This window comes from Roseateles sp. GW821-FHT09H11 (genome assembly GCF_059415845.1).
In genome coordinates this window covers 92,510-118,628 of record NZ_JBWKOA010000005.1, presented here as the reverse complement: position 1 = coordinate 118,628, position 26,119 = coordinate 92,510, and the positions used below count along the sequence as shown (strand labels likewise).

At 69.2% G+C, this 26,119-nt stretch carries 26 protein-coding genes; 8 read left to right on the top strand and 18 right to left on the bottom strand.

Annotation, left to right across the window (positions count from 1 at the left end):
* The first annotated feature begins 9 nt into the window (after nt 1-9).
* A complete protein-coding gene (locus AC07PR_RS17485; RefSeq protein WP_495136027.1) occupies nt 10-927 on the top strand; it encodes a helix-turn-helix domain-containing protein in 918 nt (305 codons plus the stop codon).
* A gap of 6 nt (nt 928-933) precedes the next feature.
* Here the strand turns inward: AC07PR_RS17485 and AC07PR_RS17480 are convergent, their stop codons facing one another.
* Nucleotides 934-1,401 carry a nuclear transport factor 2 family protein gene (locus tag AC07PR_RS17480; RefSeq protein ID WP_377160502.1) on the bottom strand — a complete coding sequence of 156 codons (468 nt, stop codon included), beginning with the start codon at nt 1,399-1,401 and terminating at the stop codon, nt 934-936.
* Nucleotides 1,402-1,511: 110 nt separating this feature from the next.
* Between AC07PR_RS17480 and AC07PR_RS17475 the strand changes: the two genes are divergently transcribed.
* Both AC07PR_RS17475 and AC07PR_RS17470 read left to right on the top strand, forming a co-directional pair.
* Nucleotides 1,512-2,105: a TetR/AcrR family transcriptional regulator gene (locus AC07PR_RS17475; RefSeq protein WP_377160504.1), complete on the top strand. Its 594-nt coding sequence runs from the start codon at nt 1,512-1,514 to the stop codon at nt 2,103-2,105.
* 223 nt (nt 2,106-2,328) lie between these two features.
* Nucleotides 2,329-3,126 (top strand): fumarylacetoacetate hydrolase family protein, encoded by a 798-nt coding sequence (locus tag AC07PR_RS17470; RefSeq protein WP_377160506.1) that lies wholly within the window; start codon nt 2,329-2,331, stop codon nt 3,124-3,126.
* Nucleotides 3,127-3,768: 642 nt separating this feature from the next.
* Here AC07PR_RS17470 and AC07PR_RS17465 read toward each other — a convergent pair.
* Complete coding sequence (locus AC07PR_RS17465; protein WP_495136026.1) at nt 3,769-5,154, bottom strand: ATP-binding protein; 1,386 nt, start codon at nt 5,152-5,154, stop codon at nt 3,769-3,771.
* Complete coding sequence (locus tag AC07PR_RS17460; RefSeq protein WP_495136025.1) at nt 5,151-5,759, bottom strand: 2-hydroxychromene-2-carboxylate isomerase; 609 nt, start codon at nt 5,757-5,759, stop codon at nt 5,151-5,153. Before AC07PR_RS17460 ends, AC07PR_RS17465 begins: the two co-directional genes overlap by 4 nt.
* Before the next feature lie 325 nt (nt 5,760-6,084).
* On the opposite strand from AC07PR_RS17460, the gene AC07PR_RS17455 reads away from it, so the two are divergent.
* Entirely contained in the window at nt 6,085-6,831 is a 747-nt protein-coding gene (locus tag AC07PR_RS17455; RefSeq protein ID WP_377160512.1) for a response regulator, read from the top strand.
* A gap of 35 nt (nt 6,832-6,866) precedes the next feature.
* On the opposite strand, the gene AC07PR_RS17450 is transcribed toward AC07PR_RS17455, so the two are convergent.
* Complete coding sequence (locus tag AC07PR_RS17450) at nt 6,867-7,358, bottom strand: thioredoxin family protein (protein ID WP_495136266.1); 492 nt, start codon at nt 7,356-7,358, stop codon at nt 6,867-6,869.
* Between the two features lie 228 nt (nt 7,359-7,586).
* On the bottom strand, nt 7,587-8,237 hold the full coding sequence (locus AC07PR_RS17445; RefSeq protein ID WP_495136024.1) for a TetR/AcrR family transcriptional regulator: 651 nt from the start codon (nt 8,235-8,237) through the stop codon (nt 7,587-7,589).
* A 90-nt stretch (nt 8,238-8,327) separates the two neighbouring features.
* On the opposite strand from AC07PR_RS17445, the gene AC07PR_RS17440 reads away from it, so the two are divergent.
* The gene (locus AC07PR_RS17440; RefSeq protein WP_431100052.1) at nt 8,328-8,690 is read left to right on the top strand and encodes a DUF3331 domain-containing protein; all 363 of its coding nucleotides are present in this window, start codon (nt 8,328-8,330) and stop codon (nt 8,688-8,690) included.
* A 162-nt stretch (nt 8,691-8,852) separates the two neighbouring features.
* Here AC07PR_RS17440 and AC07PR_RS17435 read toward each other — a convergent pair whose 3' ends face one another.
* The 9 genes from AC07PR_RS17435 to AC07PR_RS17395 form a co-directional block, all read right to left on the bottom strand.
* Nucleotides 8,853-10,223 (bottom strand): SLC13 family permease, encoded by a 1,371-nt coding sequence (locus AC07PR_RS17435; protein ID WP_377160518.1) that lies wholly within the window; start codon nt 10,221-10,223, stop codon nt 8,853-8,855.
* Nucleotides 10,224-10,381: 158 nt separating this feature from the next.
* Complete coding sequence (locus tag AC07PR_RS17430) at nt 10,382-11,350, bottom strand: ACP S-malonyltransferase (RefSeq protein WP_495136023.1); 969 nt, start codon at nt 11,348-11,350, stop codon at nt 10,382-10,384.
* Between the two features lie 44 nt (nt 11,351-11,394).
* Nucleotides 11,395-12,318 carry a triphosphoribosyl-dephospho-CoA synthase MdcB gene (mdcB, locus tag AC07PR_RS17425; protein WP_495136022.1) on the bottom strand — a complete coding sequence of 308 codons (924 nt, stop codon included), beginning with the start codon at nt 12,316-12,318 and terminating at the stop codon, nt 11,395-11,397.
* Between the two features lie 50 nt (nt 12,319-12,368).
* Entirely contained in the window at nt 12,369-13,049 is a 681-nt protein-coding gene (gene mdcG / locus AC07PR_RS17420) for a malonate decarboxylase holo-[acyl-carrier-protein] synthase (protein WP_483107713.1), read from the bottom strand.
* A 17-nt stretch (nt 13,050-13,066) separates the two neighbouring features.
* A complete protein-coding gene (locus AC07PR_RS17415) occupies nt 13,067-13,768 on the bottom strand; it encodes a biotin-independent malonate decarboxylase subunit gamma (protein WP_377160526.1) in 702 nt (233 codons plus the stop codon).
* Between the two features lie 91 nt (nt 13,769-13,859).
* Nucleotides 13,860-14,765, bottom strand: coding sequence for a biotin-independent malonate decarboxylase subunit beta (locus tag AC07PR_RS17410; RefSeq protein ID WP_495136265.1), 906 nt, complete (start codon nt 14,763-14,765; stop codon nt 13,860-13,862).
* Between the two features lie 2 nt (nt 14,766-14,767).
* Complete coding sequence (gene mdcC / locus AC07PR_RS17405; protein ID WP_495136021.1) at nt 14,768-15,094, bottom strand: malonate decarboxylase acyl carrier protein; 327 nt, start codon at nt 15,092-15,094, stop codon at nt 14,768-14,770.
* A gap of 22 nt (nt 15,095-15,116) precedes the next feature.
* Nucleotides 15,117-16,796, bottom strand: a complete 1,680-nt coding sequence (gene mdcA, locus AC07PR_RS17400; protein WP_495136020.1) for a malonate decarboxylase subunit alpha — start codon at nt 16,794-16,796, stop codon at nt 15,117-15,119.
* A 177-nt stretch (nt 16,797-16,973) separates the two neighbouring features.
* Nucleotides 16,974-17,891, bottom strand: coding sequence for a LysR substrate-binding domain-containing protein (locus AC07PR_RS17395; protein ID WP_495136019.1), 918 nt, complete (start codon nt 17,889-17,891; stop codon nt 16,974-16,976).
* Between the two features lie 284 nt (nt 17,892-18,175).
* Between AC07PR_RS17395 and AC07PR_RS17390 the strand changes: the two genes are divergently transcribed.
* Together AC07PR_RS17390 and AC07PR_RS17385 are read left to right on the top strand one after the other, a co-directional pair.
* Entirely contained in the window at nt 18,176-19,024 is an 849-nt protein-coding gene (locus AC07PR_RS17390; RefSeq protein WP_483107709.1) for a M78 family metallopeptidase domain-containing protein, read from the top strand.
* A 1-nt stretch (nt 19,025) separates the two neighbouring features.
* On the top strand, nt 19,026-19,628 hold the full coding sequence (locus AC07PR_RS17385) for a DUF4411 family protein (RefSeq protein WP_377160538.1): 603 nt from the start codon (nt 19,026-19,028) through the stop codon (nt 19,626-19,628).
* On the opposite strand, the gene AC07PR_RS17380 is transcribed toward AC07PR_RS17385, so the two are convergent.
* From AC07PR_RS17380 to AC07PR_RS17365, 4 genes are all read right to left on the bottom strand, one after another.
* On the bottom strand, nt 19,586-20,449 hold the full coding sequence (locus AC07PR_RS17380; protein ID WP_377160540.1) for a HEAT repeat domain-containing protein: 864 nt from the start codon (nt 20,447-20,449) through the stop codon (nt 19,586-19,588). The genes AC07PR_RS17385 and AC07PR_RS17380 overlap by 43 nt on opposite strands.
* A 57-nt stretch (nt 20,450-20,506) precedes the next feature.
* Nucleotides 20,507-21,832 (bottom strand): ABC transporter ATP-binding protein, encoded by a 1,326-nt coding sequence (locus AC07PR_RS17375; RefSeq protein WP_377160542.1) that lies wholly within the window; start codon nt 21,830-21,832, stop codon nt 20,507-20,509.
* A 38-nt stretch (nt 21,833-21,870) separates the two neighbouring features.
* A complete protein-coding gene (locus AC07PR_RS17370) occupies nt 21,871-23,598 on the bottom strand; it encodes an ABC transporter permease (RefSeq protein WP_483107708.1) in 1,728 nt (575 codons plus the stop codon).
* Between the two features lie 230 nt (nt 23,599-23,828).
* The gene (locus AC07PR_RS17365; protein ID WP_495136018.1) at nt 23,829-24,728 is read right to left on the bottom strand and encodes a LysR substrate-binding domain-containing protein; all 900 of its coding nucleotides are present in this window, start codon (nt 24,726-24,728) and stop codon (nt 23,829-23,831) included.
* Nucleotides 24,729-24,854: 126 nt separating this feature from the next.
* Here AC07PR_RS17365 and AC07PR_RS17360 point away from each other — a divergent pair, with 126 nt between their 5' ends.
* A complete protein-coding gene (locus tag AC07PR_RS17360) occupies nt 24,855-26,087 on the top strand; it encodes an alkaline phosphatase family protein (protein WP_495136017.1) in 1,233 nt (410 codons plus the stop codon).
* Nucleotides 26,088-26,119 lie beyond the last annotated feature (32 nt).

The window sequence follows — 26,119 nt, the reverse complement described above, 5'->3', positions numbered from 1 at the left end:
ATCCGAACCATGGTCATCGACAGCAAGCCGCGCCGGTCTTCCCGTCGACAGGGGACGATGCCCGTGTATTCGCTCTACGGCGAGGAAGGACGATCGTCGGCGCTGGACGGGTTGCACCTGGAGTCGATCGCCGATCGCAGCCGCTTGCACAATTGGGAAATCCAGCCGCATCGCCATGGCGCGCTGGTGCAGCTGCTGCTGGTCGAACGCGGCCGCGTGACCGTCCGCATGGACGAGGAGGAACGCGTCCTGCGCGCGCCGGCGCTGGTGTGGGTGCCGGCGCTGGCCGTGCACGGCTTCCGCTTCGCGCCGGAGACGGAAGGGCTGGTGGTCACGCTGGACCAGAGCCGCCTGCGGGACCTGCTCGACCACCTGCCCGAACTGCTGGACAGCCTGTCCGAGCCGCGACTGGTCGCGCTTGATCGCGGCGCGACCGTGACGCGCGCGCTGTTCGCGGTCGGCCACGGCTTGCGCGAGGACTACGCGGGCGCCGGCGCCTGGCGCGGTCCGTCGCTGGACCATGCGGTCGCGCTGCTGGCGACCCAGGCGGCGCGCTTCGATGCCGCCCAAGGGACGCACCACGCGGCCGGTGAAGGCCGTGCGTTGCAACACCTGACCCGCTACCGCGACCAGGTCGAGCGCCACTACCGCCGTCAGCCCGCGGTGGCGGAACTGGCCGAGCCGCTGGGCATCACGCCCACGCAGCTGAACCGGTTGTGCCGCCGGCACCTGCAGTGCTCGGCGCTCGCGGTGCTGCACCAGCGCGTGCTGCTCGAAGCCAAGCGCGAGCTCGGTTATACGAACCTGATGGTCCGGCAGATCGCCGATGGACTCGGCTTCGCCGACGCGGCCTACTTCACGCGCTTCTTCCTGCGCCACACAGGGCGCTCGCCCAGTGCGTGGCGGGAAGAGGTCGGCGGACGCTGAGCGACCTCAAAGGCCCAGTTCAGTCAGCCCGGGATGGTCGTCCGGACGCCGTCCCTGGGGCCAGAAGAACTTCCGGTCCTCGGCCTTGATCGGCTGGTCGTTGATGCTCGCGTGGCGATGCGTCATCAGGCCTTGCGCGTCGAACTCCCAGTTCTCATTGCCATGGCTGCGGAACCAGTTGCCGGCGTCGTCATGCCATTCGTAGACGAAGCGCACGGCGATGCGGTTGCCGTCGAAGGCCCACAGCTCCTTGATCAGGCGGTAGTCCAGCTCGCGCGCCCACTTGCGTTCCAGCAAGGCCTGCGCCTCGGCGCGGCCGCGCGGGAACTCCGCCCGGTTGCGCCATTGCGTGTCCGGGCTGTAGGCCAGCACGATGCGCGCCGGGTCGCGGCTGTTCCAGCCGTCCTCGGCCAGGCGGATCTTCTGGATCGCGGTCTCGCGCGTGAACGGGGGCAGGGGCGGGCGGGTGTCCATGGTCTAGGTCCTCTCGTCGATGGATGGAAAGTCTGTGCGACTCATGTAGACAGGTCTGTCTACTCGTCCCGATTCTGGCGGATGTAGACAGGTCTGTCTACAATGACCGGATGAACGACACCGAACGCAGCGTGGATATCGGCGAGCTGCCCGCCCGCGAGCGCATCCTGCGCACCGCGCACGACCTGTTCTATGCCGAGGGCATCCGCGCGACCGGCATCGACCGCGTGATCGCGGCGTCGGGCGTCACGAAGGTCACCTTCTATCGCCACTTCCCAAGCAAGAACGACCTGATCCTGGCCTACCTCGAGCTGCGACACGGGCGATGGATGGGCTGGTTCACCGGCGCGCTGGAACGCCACGGCGGCGCGACCAAGGGCGCGGCGGCGCTGGTGCCGACGATGTCGGAGTGGTTCGGCGGACAAGCGCTCGGCGAGTTCCGCGGCTGCGCCTTCCTGAACGGCGTCGGCGAGATGGGACCGAGCCTGCCGGAGGTGGTCGACGTGACCCGTCGCCACAAGCAGGACATGACCGATGCGATCGCGGCGCTGCTGCCCGCGTCGCGACAGCGGAAGAAGATCGCCGCGGCGCTGTCCATGGCGGTCGATGGCGCGATCGTGCAGGCGCAGTACGCGGAGGATCCCGCGCCGGTGCTGAAGAGCCTGCAGATGATCGTGGACTTCGCCGCCGGCAGCGCCGTCTGAGCTGGCGAACGGCGTCGCTCTGACGCCCGACCGGCGCCCGGGCGACAGCCGACGGCAGGCGTCGCGACAGCGGGTGACACCGGCGTGCGGGTCTCGCCCCCGGCGTCCGACTTCGAGGGGAAACGCGGAAGCGTCGACGGGGACCGACGCCTACGCTCCATCGGCCGCGGCTGTCCGCCAGGGGCGGGCCGCGGCGGAGCACTCAACCTCGAAGGAGACCGCGATGGACCGACGTTCCCTGCTCAACACCTCGGCGGCGATGGCTGCCGGCGCCGTCGCTGGCTGCGCGCTGCCCGGCCAGGCCGATCCAGCGTCCGCGACGGCGAAGACGCCGTTCGACGTGCCGCAGACCACGATCCCCATCGTCGGCAGCGACCAGCGCTTCCCGGTGCGCCGCATCTACTGCATCGGCCGCAACTACGCGGCGCACGCGCGCGAGATGGGCAGCGACCCGACCCGTGAGCCGCCGTTCTTCTTCCAGAAGCCCACCGATGCGATCCAGAACGTCGCACCCGGCACCGTCGCCGATCACCCGTATCCGACGCTGACGAAGAACTATCACTACGAATGCGAACTGGTCGCCGCGCTGAACAAGGGCGGCCGCGACATCACGACGGAGCAGGCGCTCGACTGCGTCTTCGGCTACGCCATCGGGCTCGACATGACGCGCCGCGACCTGCAGCGCGGCATGGGCGACCAGAAGAAGCCGTGGGAGATCGGCAAGAGCTTCGACCGCTCGGCGCCGATCGGTCCCATCCACCCGGTGGCCCGGCTCGGTGGTCACCCGTCCAAGGGCGCGATCTGGCTCAAGGTCAACGGCCAGACCAAGCAGGATGCGGATCTGAGCCAGATGATCTGGAGCGTCGCGGAACAGATCTCTCAGCTGTCGCGTGCCTTCGAACTCAAGCCCGGCGACATCATCTACAGCGGCACCCCCGAGAACGTCGGCCCGGTCGTGAAGGGCGATGTCATCGACTGCCACATCGACGGCCTGCCGAACCTGGGCATCCGGATCGTGTAGCCACCCTCCAGCGCCAAGTTCCCCACGCCTCCCACGCACCTCCAGCGCATCCCAAGGCCCGCGACCAGCGAGCCTTGCTGGGGCCGGAATGAGGCTGGGGGTTCCCGGAGGGATGCCCCCTGCCTCGTGGAGTGCCCGCGCTTGGCCCCCCGCATGAACGAGCGCTGCCTCATTCCGCAGCATTGCAAGCAATTCCCTGCCACGACAAGCACTTGCAGCATCCTTGCCCGGGCAGCCAACAGACTTGTCCACAGAGGCCGTGGACAGTCTGGCGGCCCGGTGCACAACCGGTGGGCACTGTGAGCAACTGCGGCGAGGGAACGAAGTTTGCCTACCCTGCCGGCTGGTCGAGTCAAGCGCTGATGGTCACCAACCGCCCCGGCCTCCGTGCTGCCTCGTTTTGGAGCACGGAAAGCTTTTCCCTTGTACAACAACGGCTTACGTCGCCCCTGCAGAGGCAGCCAACAGACTTGTCCACAGTTCGCAGGGACAGTCTGGCGGCGGGCAAAGCTCGCTTCGGATGGCTCGTCCGGATCACTGCCTCATTTCGCGGCATTGCAATGAATTCCGTGACGAATCAACGGCTTGCAGCATCCCTGCCCGTTGAGCCAACAGAGTTGTCCACAGAAGCCGTGGACAGTGTCAAGGCAGTGAGGCCGGGAGGGTGAGGCGGGCTTCGAGCCCCCCGCCGGTCCGGTTGTGGAGGGACAAGCTCCCTCCCATGGCGGTGGCGAGTTGCAGCGCGATCGCGAGGCCGAGGCCGGTGCCGCCGGTGTCGCGATTGCGTGAAGTCTCCAGCCGGTGGAAGGGTTTGAACACCGCCTGCAACTGGTCTTCGGGAATCCCGGGGCCCCGGTCCAGCACCGCGATCGTCAGGCGAGGGGTCGGGTCTTGCGCGGCGCTGCGCGTGACCTGGATCTCGGCCTGTCCGCCGAACGCCAGCGCGTTGTCCAGCAGGTTGACCAGGATGCGCTTGAGCGCCTGCGGCTGCGCCATGATCGGCGTCCCGGCCTCGCCGCTGAGCGTCACCGCTTCGCCGGCGTCCTCGTAGTCGCCGACGATGCTTGCGAGCAGCGCGTCCGCGTCCAGGCGCGCGGGCACTTCGGAGGTGCCGTGCAGCGTGCGCGCATAGGTCACGCCTTCGCGGACCAGCAGGTGCATCGCGTTCAGGTCATGGCGGAACTTGTCGCGCAGTTCCTCGTCGTTCATCAGGTCCGCGCGCAGCCGCATCCGCGTGATCGGCGTCTGCAGGTCATGCGAGATCGCGGCCAGGATCTCCACCCGTTCCGCCGTGTAGCCGGCGATGCGCTGCTGCATCGCGTTGAAGGCACGCGCGGCGTGCGCGACTTCGGCGGGGCCTTCCTCCGGGATCAGCCGCGGCGACAGGTCCGGACCGAGGTCGTCCGCCGCCGAAGCGAGCGTCTTGAGCGGACGCGTCACCAGCCGCACCACCATCCAGCTGCACACCGCCAGCACGATGAGCTGCGCGCCCAGCACCCACATCACCCACTCGGGAACGGGCATGTCGACGCGGCGCGCGTGCACGGTCACCGCCGATCCGTCGTTGAGTCTCACCAGCAGTTGATAGCGTCTGGCGCCGAGCTGCACGACGCGCTCGATGCGGAAGGGTTGCATCGCCTGCGTCAACGCGTCGACGAAGGGCCCGTTGAAGTCGGTCCGCTCCACGGGGCCGGCTTGCGGGTCGATCTCGTCGGCGAGGGCGAAGCGGTAGTTCGGGCGCTCGAGCCGGTCCAGCCAGGCGCCGCGTTCGGCCGCGGGCAGGCGGTCCAGCACGGCGACGCCGGTGGCGATGTCGCGTTCGACGCCGGACATCATCAGCGCCCGCAGCGCCATCGAACGCTCCTGGCGGATCGCGACGTAGGCCATGGCCTGCGCGATCGCGATGCCGAGCACCATCAGCCAGAAGACGCGCGCGAAGAGCGTGCGCGGGCCGAAGCGGCGCTTCGGCGCCGGCGTGGAGGTCGGCTCGGGCGCTGACGCGCGTGTCGAAGCGGGCACGGTGCTCATGCGCGGTCGGCCGCCAGCGCGCGCTCGACGAAGTCCAGGCGGTCCTGGCCCCAGAACAGCTCGCCGTCGATGACATAGCTCGGCGCGCCGAACAGGCTGGCGTCGATGGCGCGCTGCGTGTTGGCGTCGTACTGCGCGCCGATGTCGTCCTCGGCGGAGCGCGTCAACCGCTCGGCCGGCAGACCCTGCTCCGCGAGGATGGCCGTCAGCGTCGCGTCGTCGGCGATGTCGCGCTGCTGCTCCCAGACCGCGCGCAGCAGCGCGCCGGTCACGCGCATCGCGGCGTCCGCGCCGTCGGCCTGGTCGACCGCGATGATCAGCCGCGCGGCCTTGTGCGGCGCGACCGGGAAGCAGGCCGGCTCGACGTTCATCGGCATGCCGAGGTGCTGCGAGAAGCGTCGCAGCTCCAGCAGGCGATAGGCCTGGCGTTGCGCGGGACGCTGCGACAGCGGCAGTCCGCCGGAGACGGCGAACAGCTTGAGCAGGTCGATCGGTATCAGCCGCACGGTGGCGCCGGCGTCGCGCGCGATGGCCGAGAAACGCTCGTGGCCGAGGTAGGTCCAGGGGCTGATCGGGGCGAAGAAGTAGTCGATGACGCGGCTCACGAGGATCTCCAAAACATTGGGCGGACGACGTTCACCAGGATCTCCGAAGCGTTGGAGAAACGGCGAAGGCAAGAGGCCCTTCTTGCTCCCTCTCCCGCTTGCGGGAGAGGGCGGGGGTGAGGGCCAGCGGCGATGAAAGTGCTGAATCCCGCAGGCAGGGTTATAGGCGCGGGCGGCGCGCTTGTGGGCGCCTTTGTATTGGCGTGTATCCGTGTCCCGCACCGGAGACACAACATTGCCCGCGCGTACCACCGGCGCCCTCGGGCCCGGTACATTGCAGCTCATCCCGTTCGATGCCTTTTGCCCAAGCCCGGGCCGAATCCCCATGCAGACGTCCGCCCCCACCCAGGATCATGTGTTGATCGTCGACGACGACCGCGAGATCCGCGAGTTGCTCACCACCTACCTGACCCGCAACGGCCTGAAGGTGACGGCCGTGCCGACCGGCCGGCACATGCGCATCGCGATGGAGACCGGCACGCCGGTGGACCTGGTGATCCTGGACCTGATGCTGCCGGGCGAGGACGGTCTGTCGCTGTGCCGCGACCTGCGCGCGGGCAAGCACAAGGCGACGCCGGTCATCATGCTGACCGCGCGCGGCGACGAGGCGGACCGGATCCTCGGACTGGAGATGGGCGCCGACGACTATCTCGCCAAGCCCTTCGCGGCGCGCGAGCTGCTGGCGCGGATCAAGTCGGTGCTGCGGCGCGCGCGGATGCTGCCGCCCAACATGCGCTCCACGGACGAGTCGCCGCGGCTGGCCTTCGGCGAGTGGGTGCTCGACACGATCGAGCGTCACCTGATCGACCAGCAGGGCACGGTGGTGCCGCTCAGCGGCGCGGAGTACCGGCTGCTGCGCGTCTTCCTCGACCATCCGCAGCGGGTGCTGAGCCGCGATCAGCTGTTGAGCCTCACGCAGGGGCGCGAGGCGGAGCTCTTCGAACGCTCGATCGATCTGCTCGTGAGCCGCATCCGGCAGCGGCTGCGCGACGATGCGCGCGAGCCGAAGTACCTCAAGACCGTCCGCAGCGAAGGCTACGTCCTGTCCATGGCGGTTGAGGGTCGCGACTGAACGTCGCGCCCTCCCGATCATTCAAGCCTGCTCGCTCAACCCTGCTGCTTCAGCAAGGCCTGGATCTGTGCCTCGGTCTGCTGGTACTGGCCCTCGCCGAAGTGGGAGTAGACGATCTTCCCCTGCTTGTCGATGAGGTAGATCGCCGGCCAGTAGCGGTTGCCGTAGCTCTTCCACGTCTTGAAGTCGTTGTCCTGCGCGACGGCGTGGCGGATGCCCAGGCGCGCGATCGCGTCCTTGAGGCCGGCGGTGGAGCGCTCTTCGTCGTACTCCGGCGAATGCACGCCGACGACCACCAGGCCCTGGTCCTTGTACTTCTCGTGCCAGGCCTTCACGTAGGGCAGCTGGTTCAGGCAGTTGATGCAGGTGTAGGTCCAGAAGTCCACCAGCACGACCTTGCCGCGCAGTTCGTCGATCTTCAGCGGCGGGCTGTTGATCCAGTTGTCGATGCCGGTGAAGGCGGGCGCGGGTTTGCCGGCCATGCCGGTGCTGCCGAAGAGCGACGCCGCCGCCGCGTCGGAGGTCATCGGCGGCAGCGAGAAGGCCACCGCCGCCACGGCGGAAGCGCCGGCGAGCAGCAGCGGGAACAGGGAACGACGAAGGGGGGAGCGTCGGGTGGTCGGTCGCATGGGGAATCCTTTCCAGGCTGGCAGCGGAATGCTGCGATGGAGCGGATTCTTCGGGGACCCGTCGATCCGCGATACGGCTTTCGTATGCCTGTGTATCCCGCCCGGGAAGGAAAGACGATCCGATGCTCAGCGCAACAAATGCAGCGTGATGCCCGTGAGCTCGCGCTTGAAACGCGCCGGGTCATCCGGCAGCGTCGACACGGCGCGCATCACATGCGCGTAGGCCACCGTCTTGCTGATGCCGTTCATCAGCACCGAGAACAGCAGCGCCGGCTCGCAGCGGTGCAGTTCGCCGGCGTCCATCGCGTCGCTGAACAGCGGCAGGCAGACATCGTGGAAGGGCCGCACGATCGTGTCGACGAGCACGTTGAGCCGCTCGCCTTCCTCGGTCGCGGCGGTGGAGAAAAAGATGCCGATGTCGGGATGTTCGAACACGCGGTCGATGAACGACAGCATGCAGTGCTCGACGCGTTGCCGCGGCCCCAGCGCGACATCGCTGCGCAGGTCCGCGGCCGTCTGCAGCATCGGGTCCATCAGCACCCTGATCTGCTCGACGACCGCCAGCCACAGCGCCTCCTTCGACCCGAAGTGATGCGCGATCAGCGCCGGGTCCACATCGGCCTGGCGCGCGATCTCGCGCACGCTGGCGGCCTCGTACCCCCGCAGCGCGAAGATCCGCCGCGCCGTGCGCAGCAGGTTGTCCGCGCCTTGCGCACAGTCCGCGCTCGGCCGCCCGCGGCGCCGTGGCGCCCTGGCCGCCTTCGGGGTCTTGTTCATCGGGAGGGCCGCCTTTGTTATATTCATCACGCGTTGAATTATTTCAGGCTTTCACGCCGGATTGTCGGCGGATGAGAAAGGCGGTGTCGCATGTACAGGGATCTCGCGAGCGATCCGTCCCGGGACGGTTGGCTGCGCACAGTGGCGTGGCTCGGCAACGGCGGCGTGCCCCATGCGCCGCAACCCGCAGTCGCTCGACACGTGAAGGCAGCCCCCACCATCCACGTGCTCGATCGGCCGACACCACGCACCGCCGCCATCTCCTGGTCCGATCCAGGCGCCTGCCATTACGGCTATCAGATCTGGGACATGGTGCCGTCCAAGCGCGACGGCATCTGCGTGCTCACCGGCTCCACCATCCGCATCGGCGAAATGATCTACACGCCGCGCGTTGATGAGCCTTCACCCATCAACGCGGGCGAGATGATCGCGGCAGCGTACGTGGACGCTTGAGACCGCGGCGGACGAGCTTGGCCGGAGCCGGCGGCTCACGCCTCGCTTGGCGCGCCAACTCGCTCCGCTCGCCTTCGGCTCTCTTCGCTCAGGCAGACGGCGCTCAAGTCAGTTCTGGAACGCTCGGCTTCGCCGCCGGCTCCGGCCAAGCTCTTCGAAACATCACAGCACCACGAAGAGGAACCAGACCACCACCGGGGCAATGACCGTCACCGCGGCACCGTAAAGCAGCAGCAGGCGGAAGAAGCGGTCGCGGTCCATGCCCTTGGCATTGGCCAGCACCAGGGCACCGTTCGTGGAGAACGGGCTCACGTCCACGATCGTCGAGGACACCGCCATCGCGGCGATGAAACCGATCGCCATCGTCGAGTTGTCGCCCGTCAGGAAGGGCACACCCAACGGAATCAGCGAGCCCAGCACCGCCGTCGACGACGCGAAAGCCGAAACCACTGCACCGACGAAACACAGCAGCAGCGCCGCCATCATCGGCGACGTCAGATTCGCGACGCTGTGGCCCACGTACTCGATCGTGCCCATCTTTTCCATCACGCCCACATACGTGCTCACGCCGACGATCAGCATGATCTCGGGCCACGACACCTGGCCCAGCGCACTCTTCTGCAGGCGCGGCTGCATCAGGCTCAGGACCAGACCGATCGTGATCGACACGAAACCGATGTCCAGCTTGTAGCCCAGCGTCAGCACCGCCAGCAGCAGCAGGCCCAGCGCCGTGATCACCTGGTGCGGACCGGTCGTCTTGAAGGTCTGCGTCTGGACCTGGCCCAGCATCGAGGACTTGCTCGACGCGACGCGGCGGCCTTCGCCGTAGGACGCCGCCTCCGCATCGCCGAAGACCTGCGGGCCCCCTTGGGCGCGCGCGACCGGCGGGATCGGCGCGAGTTCCCCGTCGTCCGCGACCCGGCCGCGCCGGATCAGCTGCAGCCCGCCGAGCGCGATGAAGAGCCCCAGCGACACCGCGAAGTTGACGCCGAAGCTCGCCAGCATCGTCGTGATCTCGCTCAGCGGCAGACCGGCCTTGGCGACGATCTTGTTGGTGATGCCGCCGTAGATGCTCATCGGCGAGAAACCGCCCGCCTGCGCGCCGTGGATCACCATCAGGCCCATCATCAGCGGATTGATGCCGTGGCGCGCGGCGAAGCCCAGGGCGATGGGCGCGATGATCGCGACCGCCGCCGGGCTCACCGCGCCGACCGAGGTCAGCAGCGCGGCAATCAGGAACATGATCCACGGGATCGCCGCGATGCGGCCCCGCACGGCCCGCACGGCAAGCCGCACCAGCCAGTCGATGGTGCCGTTGTTCTGCGCCAGCGCGAAGAGGTAGGTGATGCCCGCCAGCGTCAGGAACAGCTCCGCGGGGAAGCCGGCCATGATGGCCTTGGCGCTCATGCCGGCGACCAGCGTGCCGACGAGGAACGCGCCGACGAAGGCCAGCACCCCCATGTTGATGGGCAGGGCCGTGGCCACGATGAACATGGCCACGAGTGGAAGGATCGACATCCAGTGAATGCTCATCGCTGTCTCCTGTTGTGACGGTCCGGCAAGTCGGGCGCCGGCCGCATCGTTTCTCGATGAAGCGCACGGTATCGACCGTGCGACGGCGCTTCAATCAAGGTGGCGCGCGGACCGTTACGCGCGCCGCAACGATCGAGGGAGAACCCGCGCCGCGCGCCTCACGGCGCGGAACGCTCGATCCACGCGAGCACGCCGTCGAGCGTGCGGAACTCGTCGGCCGAGCGCGCGGGAATCAGCGGGTGCCGCTGCTGCCAGAGCCGCGCGAGCGCCTGGCCGCCGCCGATCTCCAGCACGCAGGACGGCCCGCGCGCGGCGAGCTGATCCATGACCTCGTCCCATCGCACCGTGTGGGCGATCTGGCGGGCGAGACCGGCGCGCGCCTGGTCGCCGGTCCAGACGCGGTTGGCGTCGCTGTCGAAGAGCGCGAGCGCGGGGGCGCGCATGGCGGCGCCGGAGAGTTCGGAGGAAAAGCCCTCCGCCGCGGCGCGCATCAGCGGCGTGTGCGAAGCAACGGCCACGGCGAGTCGCGTGCAGCGCGCGCCCCGCGATGCGAGCGAGGCTTCGACCGCATCAAGTGCCTCCGACTTGTCAAACATGTCGGACGCGTCGGACGCGTCGGACGCGTCGGATGCCTCGGGAGCCACGGCGCCAAGTGTCGGGCGGAGGAGCCCGCCGATCACGACGGAGTCCGCCCCATTGCGGATCGCGATGCTCACCGCGGTGCCGCGCAGGACGTCGTCGACGTCCGCGGACGCGAGACCGGTCACCCCGCAGAGACCGCCGGCATGCGCGCGGCCCGCCTCGTCCATGAGGGCGGCCCGTCGCGCCGCAAGCGCGATCGCGTCCGCGTGATCCAGCACGCCGGCCGCCGCGCATGCGGCGAGCTCGCCGACGCTGTAGCCGGCGACGCCATCGATCTCGATCGAAGCGGACACCAGGCGCGGCGCGATCTGTGACCACGCGGCCAACGCGGTCGTGGTGATCAGCACCTGGGCGTGCGCGTTCGTGCGCGCCCATGCGGGATCGGCGAGCGCCGCACGCCAATCCGCAACGTCCAAGGTCTCGCGCATGAGGGAAAGCAGTGCCGTGGTGGACGGCGATGCATCGTCGCCCAGCCACGGCAGCATCGCGGGATGCTGGTTGCCCTGTCCGCTGAAGACGATGGCGACGCTCACCCGATCCTCTCGATCCCTTCGATCGCACCGAGGCGCCGCATCCAGCACACGGCAGCCAGCATGTCGGCGGATCCGCCGGGCGAAAGCCGACGGGCTTCGAAATCGGCGGCGATTGCAGCGGCGCGCTCGCCCGCGTCCGGTGCCGAGGCGCCGCCCTGTTCGAGGAAACCGCGCGCGGCGCGCTGCGCGAAGCGCAGGCCTTCCAGCCCGCCGCGATGCGCGAGGTTGCTGTCGTCCAGCGTCGCCATCAGGTGGAAGAGCGTGTCGAGCAGTGCGCGCTCGCGCGGGAGGCCGCGCGCGACGGCGGACCGCATCGCGGGCACGGCGGTCTCGAATACTGCGGGAAAGCCGAGCGCGGCCTCCTCGGATGCGCTGCGCAGACCGAGCCGCCGCGCCGCAGTGCCGCCCGGCAAGGTCGAAGGCCGCAGCGCGCGCTGTGCCAGCGCTGCTCCCCATCGTTCGATCAGCGTCGTGCGGATCGACTCAGGCGTCAGTCGCCGATGACCGGCGACCACGGCGCCAGCGGACGCGCACAGCAGCCCCAGCTGGAAGATCGCGCCGCGGTGGGTGTTGATGCCGCCCGTCGCCTCGAGCATCCGGGCTTCGGCCTCGATGCCGGCGCGCTCGAGCGCCGGGAAGTCTGCGTCCATCGCCCCCAGGTGGGCGATGCGGACGAAGTACCGTCGCAGCGATGAGATGCTGCGCATGAAGGTCCGTGCATCCATGTCGCGATGGCTGCCGTTGCTTGTCAGCGTGACCAGGCCCGGCTTGGGCGAGAGCGCCAGTTCGTCATGCAGCGCGACCGCGGCGGCGCGCCCGATGTCGCTGGCGGTCAGTCCGCGCCCGGCGGACACGGGGTGACGGTCCGAACGCCACGCGCTGTGCCACGCGGAGTCGTGGGCCAGGACAGGCCTGTTCATCGTGTCCTCCTGGACTGGGCGGCCTTCATGTCGCGCTGCCATGTCCGACCTCACGCGGCTGCCTTGACGTCGCGGACGATCTCGCCGAGCGCCGTCGCGAGCCGGCTGCCGCCGATGGATTTCACCAGGATCGAGCGCACGCCGCCGGCGCGCCACGTGAGCCATTCGCGCCAGGACACGGCGTTGTCGCCGTCGAAGACCAGCTCGCCGTCGAGCCGCAGGCCCGGAACCTCCGCGTCCGCCAGCAGCGCGGCGACCTGGTCGGCCTGTTCGGCGTCGGTCACGGCCACCCACAGGTCCGCGTCGGAGTCGGCCCGCACATGGCCCATCGCCGACAGCGCCTGCCAGCCGAAGCTGCCGTAGACGCGCGGCTGCACACCGCAGGCGTGCGTCGCGCGGCACAGCCTGTCCCATGCGGCGCGCGCCGGCGCGGGCAGCAGCTTGGCGACGGCGCGGGCGGTGGGGAACTCGTCGAAGAACATCACCTCGCCGCGAGGGACGCTCACGCCGATGCGGCGCGATTCCCAGCGCAGCGGCGCCGACAGCCCCATGGCGATCCACGCCGGATCGGTCCCCGCGTCGCAGCGCTGCTGCGTCACCACCAGCGGCAGGCCGCGCGAGGCCCACAGCGTCAGGCATTCCCGCTCGGTGGCGTCGCGCGCGATCGCGCGCAGCCGCTCCCACGCGGCGGGCGTCAGGTGCACGAGTTGATGGCGGTGCAGGCGGGTCATGGCGGACTCAAGCGGGGTCAGGCGGCGTCGAGCACGCGTTGCATCACGCTGGCGGCCAGCCGTCGACCGCCGCGCTCGGCGCCGTCGACCGCGCGCCGGTCCTCGGTCGGCGCATCGGTCAGCGCCTGCCGCAGCGCGGCCCGCAGGTCGCCGGTCCACAAGCGGCGCACGCCGCCCATCGCCACGTAGTTGTCGACGCCCGGCGCGAAGACCGGGTTCGTCTCGGACAGCGCGGTGAGCATCTCTTCCGGCAGCTTCGTCACGCGCGACATCGCCGGAATGCGCATCACGCGGATCTCGGCCTCCGGCAGCGCGTCGCAGGCGTCGGCGATCAGGCCCGAGGTGATGAAGCCGCCCGACAGCGCCTGGTCGTAGACCAGCCCCAGCACGCGATGCCCGCGGCGGCGCGCCAGATCGATCGTCATGCCCAGGTGCGCCATCGCGCGGTTGATGCCGAGCAGCTCGTCGCGCCGCCGCAGCTGCTGGCCCTGCGTGTCGATCAGCAGCAGGATCGGCCGGCCGGGATGCCGGGTCAGCGTGTCCAGCACGACGCGCGTCTGCGCCAGCGCGAGCTTCACGCCGATCGCCGCATGCCCCGTCGTGCCCACGATGGTCAGCGGCTCGCCGTCGAGCTCGACGGTGCCGTGCAGGAAATCGCCGTCCAGGGTCAGGCCGCGGTCCGATCCGAACAGCGTCGTCGCCAAGGTGTTCCAGTCCATCTTCGAGTCTCCTACCGGGTTCGGTCGTTCAGCCGTTCAGCCGTTCAGCCGCTCAGGTGTCCGGGCGCTAGCGCCGCGGCCGCACGACATTTCAACGGGTCAACGGCCACGAGGCCGAGGGACGCAGCGGAATGACCTCGGCCACGTCCAGGTCCGGCACGCGCGCTGCCTCCTCGACACCGAGCCGTGTCCACAGCACCTGCGCGTCGTCGCCGTCGACGGCTTCGTCGAGCAGCGCCAGGCGGCGCGCCAGCAGGGCACGCTCCGCTTCCAGTGCGTCGAGCGTGACCGGGCGCGATGTCGGCAGCCGGTCCATCGCCGCGATCGCCGCCCGGCGGAAGGCGGCGACGTCGTCCTCGACGAGGGCGTCGCAGTCGCCGCTCAGCCAGCGGTGCTTGCCGCCGGTGGTGCGCCAGACCAGCGCGCGGTCGCGGGCGTCGAACTCCTCCACGCCGTTGGACGCCTCGATGACCTCCGGGCCGGACATCGCGAGCCGGCCCAGATCGCTCATGACGACGAAGTCCGTGCACCGCGCGACGATGCCCATGCCGCCGAAGCAGCCGTTGGCCGCGCCGATCAGCGTGATCACCGGGATGCCGGCGTCGCGCACGTCCAGCACCGCGCGCATGACCTCGGACACGGCGATCAGGCCGGCGTTGGCCTCGTGCAGCCGCACGCCGCCGGAATCGAGCAGCAGCAGCACGGCGGCGGGGCGGTCGCGCCGGGCGCGGCGCAGCAGGCCGACGAGCTTGGCGCCGTGGACCTCGCCGACGCCGCCGCCCATGAAGGCGCCTTCCTGCGCCGCCACGAAGATCGGCCGACCGTCGAGCACGGCCCGTCCGATCGCGACGCCGTCGTCGAAGGCCGAAGGCACGCCGAGCTGCGCGAGGTGCGGGCTCATCACCCGCTCCTGCGGCGGCAGCCATTCATGGAAGCTGCCCGCATCGAGCAGCAGCGCCAGCCGCTCGCGCGCCGAGCATTCGGCGTAGGAGAGGATCGTCATGGCTGCAACTCCTGGACCGCCTGATCGAGCCGCAGGCTGACGACCGCCGGCGTGGCGCCCATGTCGTTGATGGACACGCGCACGCCGGCCAGGTCGTGACGGCGGTGGAAGTTGTCCAGCACGGCCTGCCAGATCGGCGCGAAGCCACGCGCGGAGGTCTGGACGCGGACCGCGCAGTCGCCGCCGGGCTCCGGCTCGAGCATCACCTCGAGGTTGCCGGAGCCGACCACGCCGACCAGCACCGGCGCGAAGGTGGCGCTCTGGGCCTGGGAGCCGGCGAAGCGGAAGTCCAGGGTCTCGAGACCAGGGGGGACAGGCGTCATGGCATTGCTCTCGTGTTGTCTCTCACCAGTTGCGGAAGCGCTTCGGCGGGCGGTACAGACCGCCGGAGGCGCGCACCAGGTCGCGCATGCCGCGCGCGGCGAGCAGGTTGCGGGTGGCGTCGCGCGGATCGATGCCCAGGTCCTCGGGGCGCTTGATCACGCCGCGGTCGCGCAGGTTCTCCACGGCGCGGCGATCGCGCCCCAGGCCGACGGCCGTGTAGCCGGCGACGCCGCGGATCGCCTGCTCGCGTTCCTCGTCGCTGCGGCACAGCAGCAGGTTGGCGATGCCCTCTTCGGTGAGGACATGCGTCACGTCGTCGCCGTAGATCATGATCGGCGGCAGGTCCATGCCGGCCTGGCGCTGCAGCTCCCACGCGTCGAGGTGCTCGACGAAGGCGGGCTGCATGTGCTCGCGGAAGGTCTCGACCATCTGCACGACCAGCTTGCGTCCGCGCGGCGTCGCGGCGGCGCCGGTCAGATGGCCGCGCGCCTCCTCGCCGGCCTTCAGCCAGGCGGGGCTGGCGTGACGGCGGCCGCGCGCGTCGGCGCCCATGTTGGGCGCGCCGCCGAATCCGGCGATGCGGCCGAGCGTCGCCGTCGAGCTGTTGCCCATCAGGTCCATCTGCAGCGTCGAGCCGATGAACAGGTCGCAGGCGTAGTGGCCCGCCGCCTGGCTGAACGCGCGGTTGCTGCGCAGGCTGCCGTCGGGGCCGGTGAAGAAGATGTCGGAGCGGGCGCGGATGTAGTCCTCCATGCCGAGCTCGGAGCCGAACGAGTGGATGGACTCGACCCATCCCGCCTCGATCGCCGGGATCAGCGCCGGGTGCGGGTTCAGCGCCCAGTGGCGGCAGATCTTTCCCTTCAGCCCCAGCGACTCGCCGTAGGTCGGCAGCAGCAGCTCGATCGCTGCCGTGTCGAAGCCGATGCCGTGGTTGAGGCGCTGCACGCCGTATTCCGCGTAGATGCCCTTGATGGCCATCATGGCCATCAGCACCTGGATCTCGCTGATCTGCGCCGGGTCGCGGGTGAACAGCGGCTCGATGAAGTTGGGCGTCGGCGCACGCACGACGAAGTCGACCCAGTCCGCGGGCACGTCGACGCGGGGCAGGGTGGTGCCCTCGGGCAGCAGCTCGTTGACCTGCGCGATGACGATGCCGCCGGAGAACGCGGTCGCCTCGACGATCGCGGGCGTGTCCTCGGTGTTGGGGCCGGTGTAGAGGTTGCCCTGGGCGTCCGCGGCGTGCGCGGCGATCAGCGAGACCTTGGGCGTCAGGTCGACGAAGTAGCGGGCGAACAGCTCCAGGTAGGTGTGGATCGCGCCGATCTTCAGGCGTCCGGCGGACAGCAGCTTCGCGAGCCGCGCGCCCTGCGGCCCGGAGAAGCTGAAGTCGAGCAGGCTGGCGATGCCGCGTTCGAAGACGTCCAGATGCTCCGGCAGCGCGAGCACGGACTGGACCATGTGCAGGTCGTGGATGCGCGCCGGATCGAGCCGCACCAGCGCCTTGGCCAGGAAGTCGGCCTGCTTCTGGTTGTTGCCCTCGAGGCAGACGCGGTCGCCGGGCTTGAGCACGGCGTGGAGCAGGTCGACGATCGCGTCGGTGTCGGCGTGCCTGCCGGCCAGGCGCGAGCCGAGTGCTTCGCGGGCCGCGGCGAGCCGGGCGGCGCGGTCGCGGGCCTTGGTGTCCATGGGAATGCGGTCCATGGAGACGGAAGTTACGGGCGCCGATCCACCCGATCAATCAACCGGGGCGCGGGACGATTACGGGGAGCGGAACGGTTGCCGGCCGGGCGCCCCCCTGCTGGCGAACCGGCGGCGAGGGGATACCCGGAGATGTCCGGAGATCTCTGGACATCGCCGGACGAGGCGGGGGCGTCCGGCTCAGTGGCCGCCGAGCTTGAGCGTCCGGCTGGCGGCCAGCAGGGCCAGCAGGTTGGGGTCGCGCTCCCGGGTCCGCAGGAAACACAGCGCGATGGTCTGGCGCACGGCGGCGTAGCTTTCCTGGAGCGGGATCAGCCGCACGCTGGGCGGCAGCACGCCGCGCACGCGCCCGGGCAGCAGGGTGCAGCCGATGCCGCCGCCGACGAGGTTCATCAGCGAGAAGATGTCGTTGGTCTTCATCACGATCTGCGGCTCGAACCCGGCGATGCGGAAGGCGTCGACGAAGCGGCTGTAGGTGACGAAGCCTTCCTGCAGGCTGACGAACCGTTCCTCGGCGCAGTCGCGCAGGTCGATGCGCTCGAGGTCGGCGTAGGGGGACTTGGCGGGGGCGGCGAAGAAGACGTCGTCCTCGAAGAGGGCGTGGGTCTCGAACTCCGGCGCGGCCTCGGGCAGGCCCATGACGGCGGCGTCGATGGTGCCGTCGCGCAGGCGCTGGGTGAGGTCGGAGTTGGACCCGAGGATGAGCTCGGCCTGCACATCGGGCTTGCGTGCCTTGAGCGCCATGATCATCGACGGCACGGTGCCGCTGGTCAGCGAGTACAACGAGCCGATGCGGATGCGTTCGGCGCCGTAGCCGGCGATGGCGCGGGTGGCGTTGATGCCTTCGTCCATGCGCTGGAGGATCTCGCGGGCGACGTCGGCGAGCACGTGGGCGGCGTCGGTGGGCTGCAGGTTGCGGCCCTCGAGCCGGAACAGCGCGCAGCGCGTGCCGGCCTCCAGCGAATGCAGCGCGCGGTGCACGCTGACGGCGCTCGTGCCCAGCCGCTCCGCGGCGCGCGCGAGGCTGCCGCTCTCCAGGAACGTGATCAGGATCTCGAGCTTGCGGAAGGTGATCTCTTCGCTGATGCGGGGGAGCATGGGCGCGACGTTGGGAGTCGGAGGAAGCGTCCATTGTGCGGGCATCGAATGCGGGGCGCAGATTTGCGTGACGGCGGACGGCCCGCGATCGCCTGACGGCGATCAACAGTCTCGGCTGCGAACGCCGCAAAGGCCGTCATCGCCGACTGATTCCAGGGATCTGGCATCACTCAAATCACGCATCGATGCAGGCGTACCGACCTTCATCTGCCGTGGGTGTTGCACGCGCATCTACCAACGAATTGAGGATCGCGTTGCGCGGCAGAGCGCAGTGCAATGAGCGCATGCAACAACTCAATCTGAAGGGCCTGTCGACGCGGGTGGCCCTGGAGAGCTCGCTCAACCCGCCGCGCCTGTTGCTGAACCTGCACAAGCCGGAAGCTGGGTACCGGCACTGCTCCGCCTGGTCCCGTGCGATCCATCCTTTCGAGGTGCGTCAGGAGTGGTACCGCGACTACGTCCTTGAGCTGGGCGAGGACCCGCTTCCCTTCGTTGGAAGCATCACCGTGAATGGTGTGGAACGCATTGCAGCGTCCTCGATCGTGGCGTTCCTCGGTACGCGCGGAAGGACGACGTGCTGGCCCGAGCCTCGAAGCCATCTGTTCGATGTTGTCGTCGACATGGCGGAAGCGACCGGCATTCTTGTGATGACAAGTCCGTGGGTCGCCGATGCAGCGGTTGCCTCCCCTGATGGGAAGGAAGTACATGGCTTCACGCTCGCCGATGATCTGGCGCCGTTGATTGTCATCAACGAGCGGCAACCCAAGGACGAACAGCTTCTGACGCTCGCCAGGCACCTGGCCTTGTTGTGGCTCGGACAGTCGGGCATCAGCACCGCGGCTTCTCCAGTCAGCAGCGACGGCAGCCTGCCGAGCTTCTGTGACGTTGTCGCCAGGGAGGTGGTGGACAGGCTTCATCGGCATGTGGCCGCGAACAAGCTGGTCGTCCCATCGATGCCCGCCATCGATGGCTGGCTGGCCGTCGCCACCCGGTCGAGCCGCACCTTCACCCGGGCCCTGATCGGCAACACGGGGGGAACGTCGACGACCTTCCTCTCGGCATTCCGGATGCTCGGCATCCGATCCACCGACGTGTTCAACGCGATCGGCCGATCCCTTGATCTGGAGGTCTGAGATGGCTTATCTGCTGGATGCGAATGTGTTCCTGGAAGCCCGAAAAACGCATTACGGCATGGACTTCTGTCCCGCCTTCTGGCGATGGCTGACGGTCAGCCAAGCGGATGGCCAAGTGTTCAGCGTCACCCAGGTGCGCGATGAACTGACTGATGACGTCATCGTGCCCTGGGTTGCCGCGCAATCCCCAGGCTTCTTTCTTTCCGCGGATGACACTGTCGCCCTGGCGATTCACGCGGTCACGCAATGGGTCAACAGGCAGCCCCTGCTGGATCCCGTGATCCACGAGTTCATGGACTCCGCGGACATGTACCTCGTGGTGCATGGGCTCGCGCATGGTCACACGGTCGTGACATTGGAGAAGTCGGCCAAGGGGTCGAAGAAAAGGATCAAGATTCCGGACGTATGCGCCGCCCTCGGCGTGCGCTGCATCGAGCCGCACGTGATGCTGCGCGAGCTCCAGGCCCGCTTCGTGCTCGGCCCGATCCACGAGCCGTACGAAGGCGCGAATCTCGCGAAGATCTCGAAGGACGAACCGCCGAGACAAGCGGCTGCGGACGTTCAGGAAGCGCTGCTGCGCTCGGTGGCCACGGGCACGGATTGACTCGCGCAGGTCGCCAGCGCTTCATCCAGCCGCGCCTGCCAGACTGCGTTCCATGAACGCGGCGTGGCCTGGGAAAGCGCCTGCAGCGGCTCGACCAGACGCGGATCGGCAAGCGCCTCGGCCGCATCCAGTTCGTACATGTGGCACTCGGGCGTCAGCAGACCGATCAGCCGTTCGACGATCCCCTCGTCCCGCCGCCGCGCCAGCCCGACCAGCGCTTCGCCGCGCACATCGATGTCCGGATCGTCCAGGTTCCTGCGCAGCGCCGCGCGGATCGCGGGCGTGTCGTCCATGCGCAGCGAGCCCAGCCCGAACGTGGCCCAGTCGCGTACCTCGGCGGACGGATCCGTCGCGAGGCGGATCAGGCCCTCGATCGCCTCGGGCTCCTCGTAGGAACCGAGCGCCACCGCGACCTGCCATCGCATCTGGCTGTCCGGACTGGCCGAGAGTCGCAGCAGCGCCTCGACGCTCGCCGCATGCGGACGGTGCCCCAGACCGGCCACCGCCGCGCGCACCACGTCATGATGCGGATCGGACAGCCCGTGCAGCAGCAGCTGATGGGTCTCCGCCTCCGCGTACATCGCGAGCTGCCCCTGCACCTTGTGCATCAGCTGCCCGGCGATGGCCAGGCCGACCGCGCGCCGGCGAGCCCGCAGGCTCGTGCACAGCGCGGTGATCGTCGCCAGCAGCTGCGGCGACCCCCGCACGTGCAGTGCCTGCACCGCGCGCCAGCCATCGTCGGCATGCCAATGCCTCAGCGCATGACGCAGCAGGCGATCGACGCTGAAGGACTTCAACCGGTTGCGGGCAAGGCGTTTCATCGGCGCGAGTCTCGAAGACGAGATGTGCCGACTCTACTGGCAGTGCTGAAGCCTCTTTCAGCGCGTCGCCGTTTCCTCATCCCCCGTCGGCAACCGCAGCGCCCCGGTGTTGTAGTCGTACTCGAACACCTCGCCGTGCCGCGCCCAGGTCACCGCCGTCTGCAGCACCGCATCCGCCTCGGTGTCGTCGAGGTGCTCGCTCAGCAGTCTCAGCACCGGCTTGTCCGGCATCACGCCGCTGGGCTCCTGTTCCAGGCTGTGCCGGATGTGCGCGATCAGCGGCACATGGGCGAGCAGCTGCTGACCGAAGAGATCGCGCCGCAGCCCATGCGCACCTTCCACGTACCGCCGCCCCAGCGGCGTCAGCTGCAGGTCGCCGCTGTCGAGCTGCGCCAGCCCCAGCAGCGCCAGCGCGTGCGCGACCGGCAGCAACTCGGAGTCCGGCAGCCCCGCTTCCTCGCACAGCTGCGGCAGGTCCGCGCGGCCGTCGAAGGGCGGCTCGGCCAGCAGCTCCAGCAGGCCGTCCATCCGCGCCACGTCCGCCGCCGGCAGGCGCTCGGCCAGCGGCGCCGGCGCCGTGGCGGCGTCGACCGTGCCCGCCGCGCGCGACGGCCTCGCCGCGCCCGCGGTCATCAGCGCATAGACCTCGTCGATCAGCGCGCGCACGTCGGCGCTCTCCGGGTCGCGCGGCCGCGGCAGCTGCACCGACAGCTGGCAACGGATCCTTCCCGGATCGCTCGCGAAGATCAGCACGCGGTCGGCCATCATCACGGCCTCCTCGATGTTGTGCGACACGACCAGCATCGCCCGCGTCGGCATGTGACCGCCGTCCCAGAGCTCGAGGATGTCCTCGCGCAGGCGCTCGCCGGTCAGCACGTCCAGCGCCGAGAACGCCTCGTCCATCAGCAGCACGTCCGGCTCGGTCACCAGCGCCCGCGCGATGCCGACCCGCTGCCGCATCCCGCCCGACAGCTCGCGCGGCAGCGCGCCCTCGAAGCCGCTCAGGCCGATCAGCGCGATCGCCGCCTCGGCCTTGGCCTCGCGCGCGGCCTTGGCCACGCCGCGCGCCTCCAGCCCGATCTCGACGTTCTGCTGCACCGTCAGCCACGGGAACAGCGCGAAGGACTGGAACACCATGCTGATGCCGCGCGCCGGTCCCGACAGCGGCTGCCCGCGATATCGCACCTGGCCCGCGTCGGCCGGCACCAGCCCGGCCATGATCCGCAGCAGCGTGCTCTTGCCCGAGCCCGACTGCCCGAGCAGCGCGACGATCTCGCCTTCGCGAAGGTTGAAATCGACGTCCGCCAGCACGGGACGCGGATGGCCGTCGGCCGAGCGGAAGCGCTTGCCCACGCCGTGGAGTTCGATGATGGATGCGGTCATGCCGTGCTCCTCACAGATCGCAGTTCAAAGATCACCGTTCACAGGTGCATGCGGTCTTCGGCCAGCCGGTACAGGCGGCGCCAGACGAAATGGTTCAGGCCCATCACGAAGATGCACATCACGCCGATGCCCAGCGCGATCCGCGGGAAGTCGCCCTTGGCGGTCATCTCCGCGATGTAGCTTCCCAGGCCGTGCGCCTTGAGCGTGGTGTCGCCCCAGGAGACGTACTCGGCCACGATGCTCGCGTTCCAGGAGCCGCCGCTGGCGGTGATCGCGCCGGTGACGAAGCTCGGGAACACCGCCGGCAGCAGGTAGCGGCGCCATTTCAACCAGCCGCTCAGGCCCAGGTTGCGCGCCGCGTGGCGCAACTCGGCGGGGATGTTGGACGCGCCGGCGATCACGTTGAACAGCAGGTACCACTGCGTGCCGAAGATCATCAGCGGCGAGAGCCAGACGTCCGGGTTGAGCTTCCAGCGCACGATCAGCACGACGGCCACCGGGAACAGCAGGTTGGCCGGGAACGCCGCGAGGAATTGGGCCACCGCCTGCAGTCGCCCCGACCAGCGCGGATTCATGCCGATCCAGATGCCGACCGGCACCCAGACCAGCGCCGCCAGCGCGATCAGCACCAGCACGCGCACCAGCGTCAGCATGCCGAGTCCGAAGACGTGGCCGGCCTCGGACCAGCCGACCTCGGTGTGGACGAAGCGGACCAGGTGGTACAGCGCCACCATCACCGCCGCGGCCACGACCGCGTCCCAGGCGCGCGTCCAGGTCGCGCTGGCGATGCGCGGCCGGGCGCGGATCGAAGTGCCGTCGTGATGACGGCGGAACCAGATCAGGCTGCCTTCGAGCCGGTCCACCAGCCAGGCCGCCGAACGGCGCGTGAACGAGGTGCGGCGCAGCCAGTTCAGCATCCATGAGTTCGGCGCGGCGTCGGTGCCGCTGTCCTCGAAGCGGAACTTGTCCGCCCACGCGACCAGCGGCCGGAACACGAGCTGGTCGTAGAGCACGATGCCCACGAGCATCGCGACGATCGCCCAGCCGATCGCGCCGAGGTCGCGGGCCTCGATCGCCATCGCGATGTAGGACCCGACGCCGGGCAGCTTGATGCTCTGGTCGGAGACCGAGATCGCCTCCGACGCGACGACGAAGAACCAGCCGCCGGACATCGACATCATCATGTTCCACAGCAGGCCCGGCATCGCGTAAGGCAGCTCCAGCCGCCAGAAGCGCTGCCAGCCGGAGAGCTGGAACACGCGCGCCGCCTCGTCGAGTTCCGACGGCACCGTGCGCAGCGACTGGTACAGGCTGAAGGCCATGTTCCAGGCCTGCGAGGTGAAGATCGCGAAGATCGCCGCGCACTCGACGCCCAGCAGGTTGCCGGGGAAGAGGGCGATGAAGCCGGTCACCGTGATCGACAGGAAGCCCAGGATCGGGATCGACTGGAGGATGTCGAGCATCGGCACCAGCACCTTCTCGGCGGCACGGACCTTGGCCGCGAGCACCGCGAAGACCGCGCTGAAGAGCAGCGCCAGCACCATCGCCGCCAGCATCCGCAGGTTGGTGCGCAGCAGGTAGTAGGGCAGGTGGGACGGGTCCAGCGACAGCGGCAGCGGATCGCCGAGCGCGAACGGGCGCGCCATCTGCGCGGCCCCGTAGGCCAGCAGCACGAGCAGCGCCAGCACCAGCGGCAGCAGCGCCCAGTCCCAGCGGTTGGTGCCCGCCTCGACGACAGGGCGGGGGAAGAATTGGCGGCGGTCCATGAGCTTGCCTTTTTGTTCTGCATGGATTCCAGGGAACAGACGGCCTCCTGGGCCCCCCGCACGAAGGTGCGCAGGATGCCTGGGGTGGCCTTCAGAAACCTGTCCCGTTTCTGATGGGAGTCTGTCTGGGGGAGATCGCCCACCTGACTCGGGTGAGCGTTGGCCGCGAGGTCATGGGGCCCCTGCGGCAAGCGCGGGAACCCCACGACCTCCCGTCCCCCATCGTCGCCTTACTGCAGCGGATCTGCTACCGAGGACTCCGGGAGGTTCTTCAGGGCGGTGGCGGTGTCGAAGAATGAGTTCAGCAGGAGACTGTCCCGGCGTTCCTTGAGGCAGTAGATGTGCGTCTCGGTGAAGGCGGGATCGCCGTCGATGCGCACGGGGCGGAAACGGGCGTCGGGGATGAACTCCGCCTCGGAGACGACGCCGATGCCGATGCCGCGCGCGGCCGCTTCCCGCAGCGCCTCGCGGCTGCCGATCTCCATCGCGACGCGCGGCGCGATGCCGGCCTGCCGCAATGCCGTTTCGAGTGCGCGGCGCGTGCTCGATCCGTCCTCGCGCTGCAGCAGCGGCTGGTTTTCCAAGGCTTGCAACGGAACGCTCTCGTGCTTCGCGAAAGGGTGATCGAGATGCACGAACAGGATGATCGCGTGCCGCGCGTACGCCATCGTCTCGAAGCCCGGCGCGTCATGGAAACGCGCCAGCACGCCGACGTCGATCACGTAGTTCTCCAGGTCCCCGAAGACCTGCGCCGAGTTGCCCAGCCGGATCGACACGTCCACCTTCGGGTAGCGCTGGCGGTAGGCGTCCACCATCTCGATCACGTGGAACGGGCCCACCGCGCCGAGCTTGAGCTGACCCCGCGTGAGCTCGCCGCAGTCGTGCAGCAGGTTGTAGGCCTCGACCTCCAGGGCGGCCAGCTGCCGTGCGATCGGCAGCAGCTGATGGCCGACGCTGGTCAGCTCGATCCGGTGGCCGCGCCGGTGGAAGAGCTCCACCTTGTGCTGCTGCTCCAGCCCCTGCACCTGCGTCGTCAAGGTGGGCTGCGACAGGCCCAGCGCCCGCGCCGCGGCGCTGAAGCTGCCATGGCGGGCGACGGCGAGGAAGGCGCGGAGCTTGGCGGCCGACATGGGTATAGAGACTCTCGATGATTTCGTGCGGTTCGCGATATTGATTCGATCGAGTGACGGTCACGTGACGTTCCTACGCTGCGGGGGCTTTATTCCTCAACCCGCTCGTTCGAGCCTGGAGCCTTCATGACCCTGATCCTTTCCCTGAAACGCCAGGCGGCCGCGCTGCGCGCGCTGGGCGCCGCCCTGGCCCTGGCGGCGCTCGCGCCGGTCGCCGGCGCCCAGACCGCGCCGTCGCCGCTGACGTCGTTCACGCGCACGATCAACGCCGCGATCTCGGGCTACAACCGGGAGCACCTGACCGCCGTCACCCCGGAAGCCTGCGCCGCCGCGTGCCTGAACGACTCGCGCAAGTCCTGGTGTGTCAGCTTCGACTTCTACAAGAACGCCCAGCAGTGCGACCTCAGCGACAAGCGCGCCGCCGATGTCGGCGGCCTGAAGACCGACTACGCCGGCAATCCGTATGACCATTACTCGCTGATGCCCGGCCCGGGCGTGCCCAATCCCATCGTGGGCCCGAACGGTCGCAAGCATGTGCTCGTGGTCGGCATCGACGGGTTGCGCGGCGACGCGCTGTTCTGCGCCGGCTGCGTCGCGACGCCGGCGCTCAGTGCGCTCGCCGGTAGCGGCGCATTCCACGGCAACGTGCTCGCGGGCGGCTCGCAGGCCACGCTCAGCGGCCCCGGCTGGGGCACGTTGTTCACCGGCTTCTGGGCCGACCAGCACGGCGTCACGAGCAACGACATCGCGTTGCCGCTGAAGAAGCCGCACCTGTTCGACCGCATCAAGACGGCCTATCCGACGGCCACCGTGGCGGTCGTCGGCGACTGGGCCAACATCACCGGCAACCTGAAGCCCGCGGGTGCCGACTTCGTGGTGGCGAATGCGGCCAAGAACTCGCAGCAGGCCACCAACGCCGTCAAGGGCTGGCTGTCCTGGACGAATCCGCCGACGGCGATCTTCTACTACCTGCACAACGTGGACATCCACGCCGCCAGCTACGACCCGTTCAACGCGTACTACCAGTCCAAGATCGCGGGTGAGGACGCGCAGATCCAGCAGGTGCTGGACGCGCTCGCGGCGCGGCCGACCTACGCCGCGGAGGAGTGGCTGATCGTCGTCGTCTCCGACCACGGCGGAACGGGCAGCGGCCACGGCGGACAGAGCGCCGGCGAACGCGATGCGACGCTGATCCTCACCAACAGCTACCGCAATCCGACGAAGCCGGCCTACTGCCAGGGCGACCTGACCGGCACGACGCTGCCGCAGACCGGCGCGCTGACGCCGCACGTGCTCGACTTCCTGGGCCTGGCCAACGACACGGCGGGAACGAAGCACCCGGCCTGCGGCCAGCACTGACCCTTCGCCAAGCCTCCGTCGCATCCATAGAT

What these genes read in the sequence shown, in the direction of transcription:
- AC07PR_RS17485 (WP_495136027.1), top strand. Translation starts at nt 10, where the DNA reads ATGGTCATCGACAGCAAGCCGCGCCGGTCTTCCCGTCGACAGGGGACG.
- AC07PR_RS17480 (WP_377160502.1), bottom strand. Translation starts at nt 1,401, where the DNA reads ATGGACACCCGCCCGCCCCTGCCCCCGTTCACGCGCGAGACCGCGATC.
- AC07PR_RS17475 (WP_377160504.1), top strand. Translation starts at nt 1,512, where the DNA reads ATGAACGACACCGAACGCAGCGTGGATATCGGCGAGCTGCCCGCCCGC.
- AC07PR_RS17470 (WP_377160506.1), top strand. Translation starts at nt 2,329, where the DNA reads ATGGACCGACGTTCCCTGCTCAACACCTCGGCGGCGATGGCTGCCGGC.
- AC07PR_RS17465 (WP_495136026.1), bottom strand. Translation starts at nt 5,154, where the DNA reads ATGAGCACCGTGCCCGCTTCGACACGCGCGTCAGCGCCCGAGCCGACC.
- AC07PR_RS17455 (WP_377160512.1), top strand. Translation starts at nt 6,085, where the DNA reads ATGCAGACGTCCGCCCCCACCCAGGATCATGTGTTGATCGTCGACGAC.
- AC07PR_RS17450 (WP_495136266.1), bottom strand. Translation starts at nt 7,358, where the DNA reads ATGACCTCCGACGCGGCGGCGGCGTCGCTCTTCGGCAGCACCGGCATG.
- AC07PR_RS17445 (WP_495136024.1), bottom strand. Translation starts at nt 8,237, where the DNA reads ATGAACAAGACCCCGAAGGCGGCCAGGGCGCCACGGCGCCGCGGGCGG.
- AC07PR_RS17440 (WP_431100052.1), top strand. Translation starts at nt 8,328, where the DNA reads ATGTACAGGGATCTCGCGAGCGATCCGTCCCGGGACGGTTGGCTGCGC.
- AC07PR_RS17435 (WP_377160518.1), bottom strand. Translation starts at nt 10,223, where the DNA reads ATGAGCATTCACTGGATGTCGATCCTTCCACTCGTGGCCATGTTCATC.
- AC07PR_RS17430 (WP_495136023.1), bottom strand. Translation starts at nt 11,350, where the DNA reads ATGCTGCCGTGGCTGGGCGACGATGCATCGCCGTCCACCACGGCACTG.
- mdcB (WP_495136022.1), bottom strand. Translation starts at nt 12,318, where the DNA reads ATGAACAGGCCTGTCCTGGCCCACGACTCCGCGTGGCACAGCGCGTGG.
- mdcG (WP_483107713.1), bottom strand. Translation starts at nt 13,049, where the DNA reads ATGACCCGCCTGCACCGCCATCAACTCGTGCACCTGACGCCCGCCGCG.
- AC07PR_RS17415 (WP_377160526.1), bottom strand. Translation starts at nt 13,768, where the DNA reads ATGGACTGGAACACCTTGGCGACGACGCTGTTCGGATCGGACCGCGGC.
- mdcC (WP_495136021.1), bottom strand. Translation starts at nt 15,094, where the DNA reads ATGACGCCTGTCCCCCCTGGTCTCGAGACCCTGGACTTCCGCTTCGCC.
- mdcA (WP_495136020.1), bottom strand. Translation starts at nt 16,796, where the DNA reads ATGGACCGCATTCCCATGGACACCAAGGCCCGCGACCGCGCCGCCCGG.
- AC07PR_RS17395 (WP_495136019.1), bottom strand. Translation starts at nt 17,891, where the DNA reads ATGCTCCCCCGCATCAGCGAAGAGATCACCTTCCGCAAGCTCGAGATC.
- AC07PR_RS17390 (WP_483107709.1), top strand. Translation starts at nt 18,176, where the DNA reads ATGCAACAACTCAATCTGAAGGGCCTGTCGACGCGGGTGGCCCTGGAG.
- AC07PR_RS17385 (WP_377160538.1), top strand. Translation starts at nt 19,026, where the DNA reads ATGGCTTATCTGCTGGATGCGAATGTGTTCCTGGAAGCCCGAAAAACG.
- AC07PR_RS17380 (WP_377160540.1), bottom strand. Translation starts at nt 20,449, where the DNA reads ATGAAACGCCTTGCCCGCAACCGGTTGAAGTCCTTCAGCGTCGATCGC.
- AC07PR_RS17375 (WP_377160542.1), bottom strand. Translation starts at nt 21,832, where the DNA reads ATGACCGCATCCATCATCGAACTCCACGGCGTGGGCAAGCGCTTCCGC.
- AC07PR_RS17370 (WP_483107708.1), bottom strand. Translation starts at nt 23,598, where the DNA reads ATGGACCGCCGCCAATTCTTCCCCCGCCCTGTCGTCGAGGCGGGCACC.
- AC07PR_RS17365 (WP_495136018.1), bottom strand. Translation starts at nt 24,728, where the DNA reads ATGTCGGCCGCCAAGCTCCGCGCCTTCCTCGCCGTCGCCCGCCATGGC.
- AC07PR_RS17360 (WP_495136017.1), top strand. Translation starts at nt 24,855, where the DNA reads ATGACCCTGATCCTTTCCCTGAAACGCCAGGCGGCCGCGCTGCGCGCG.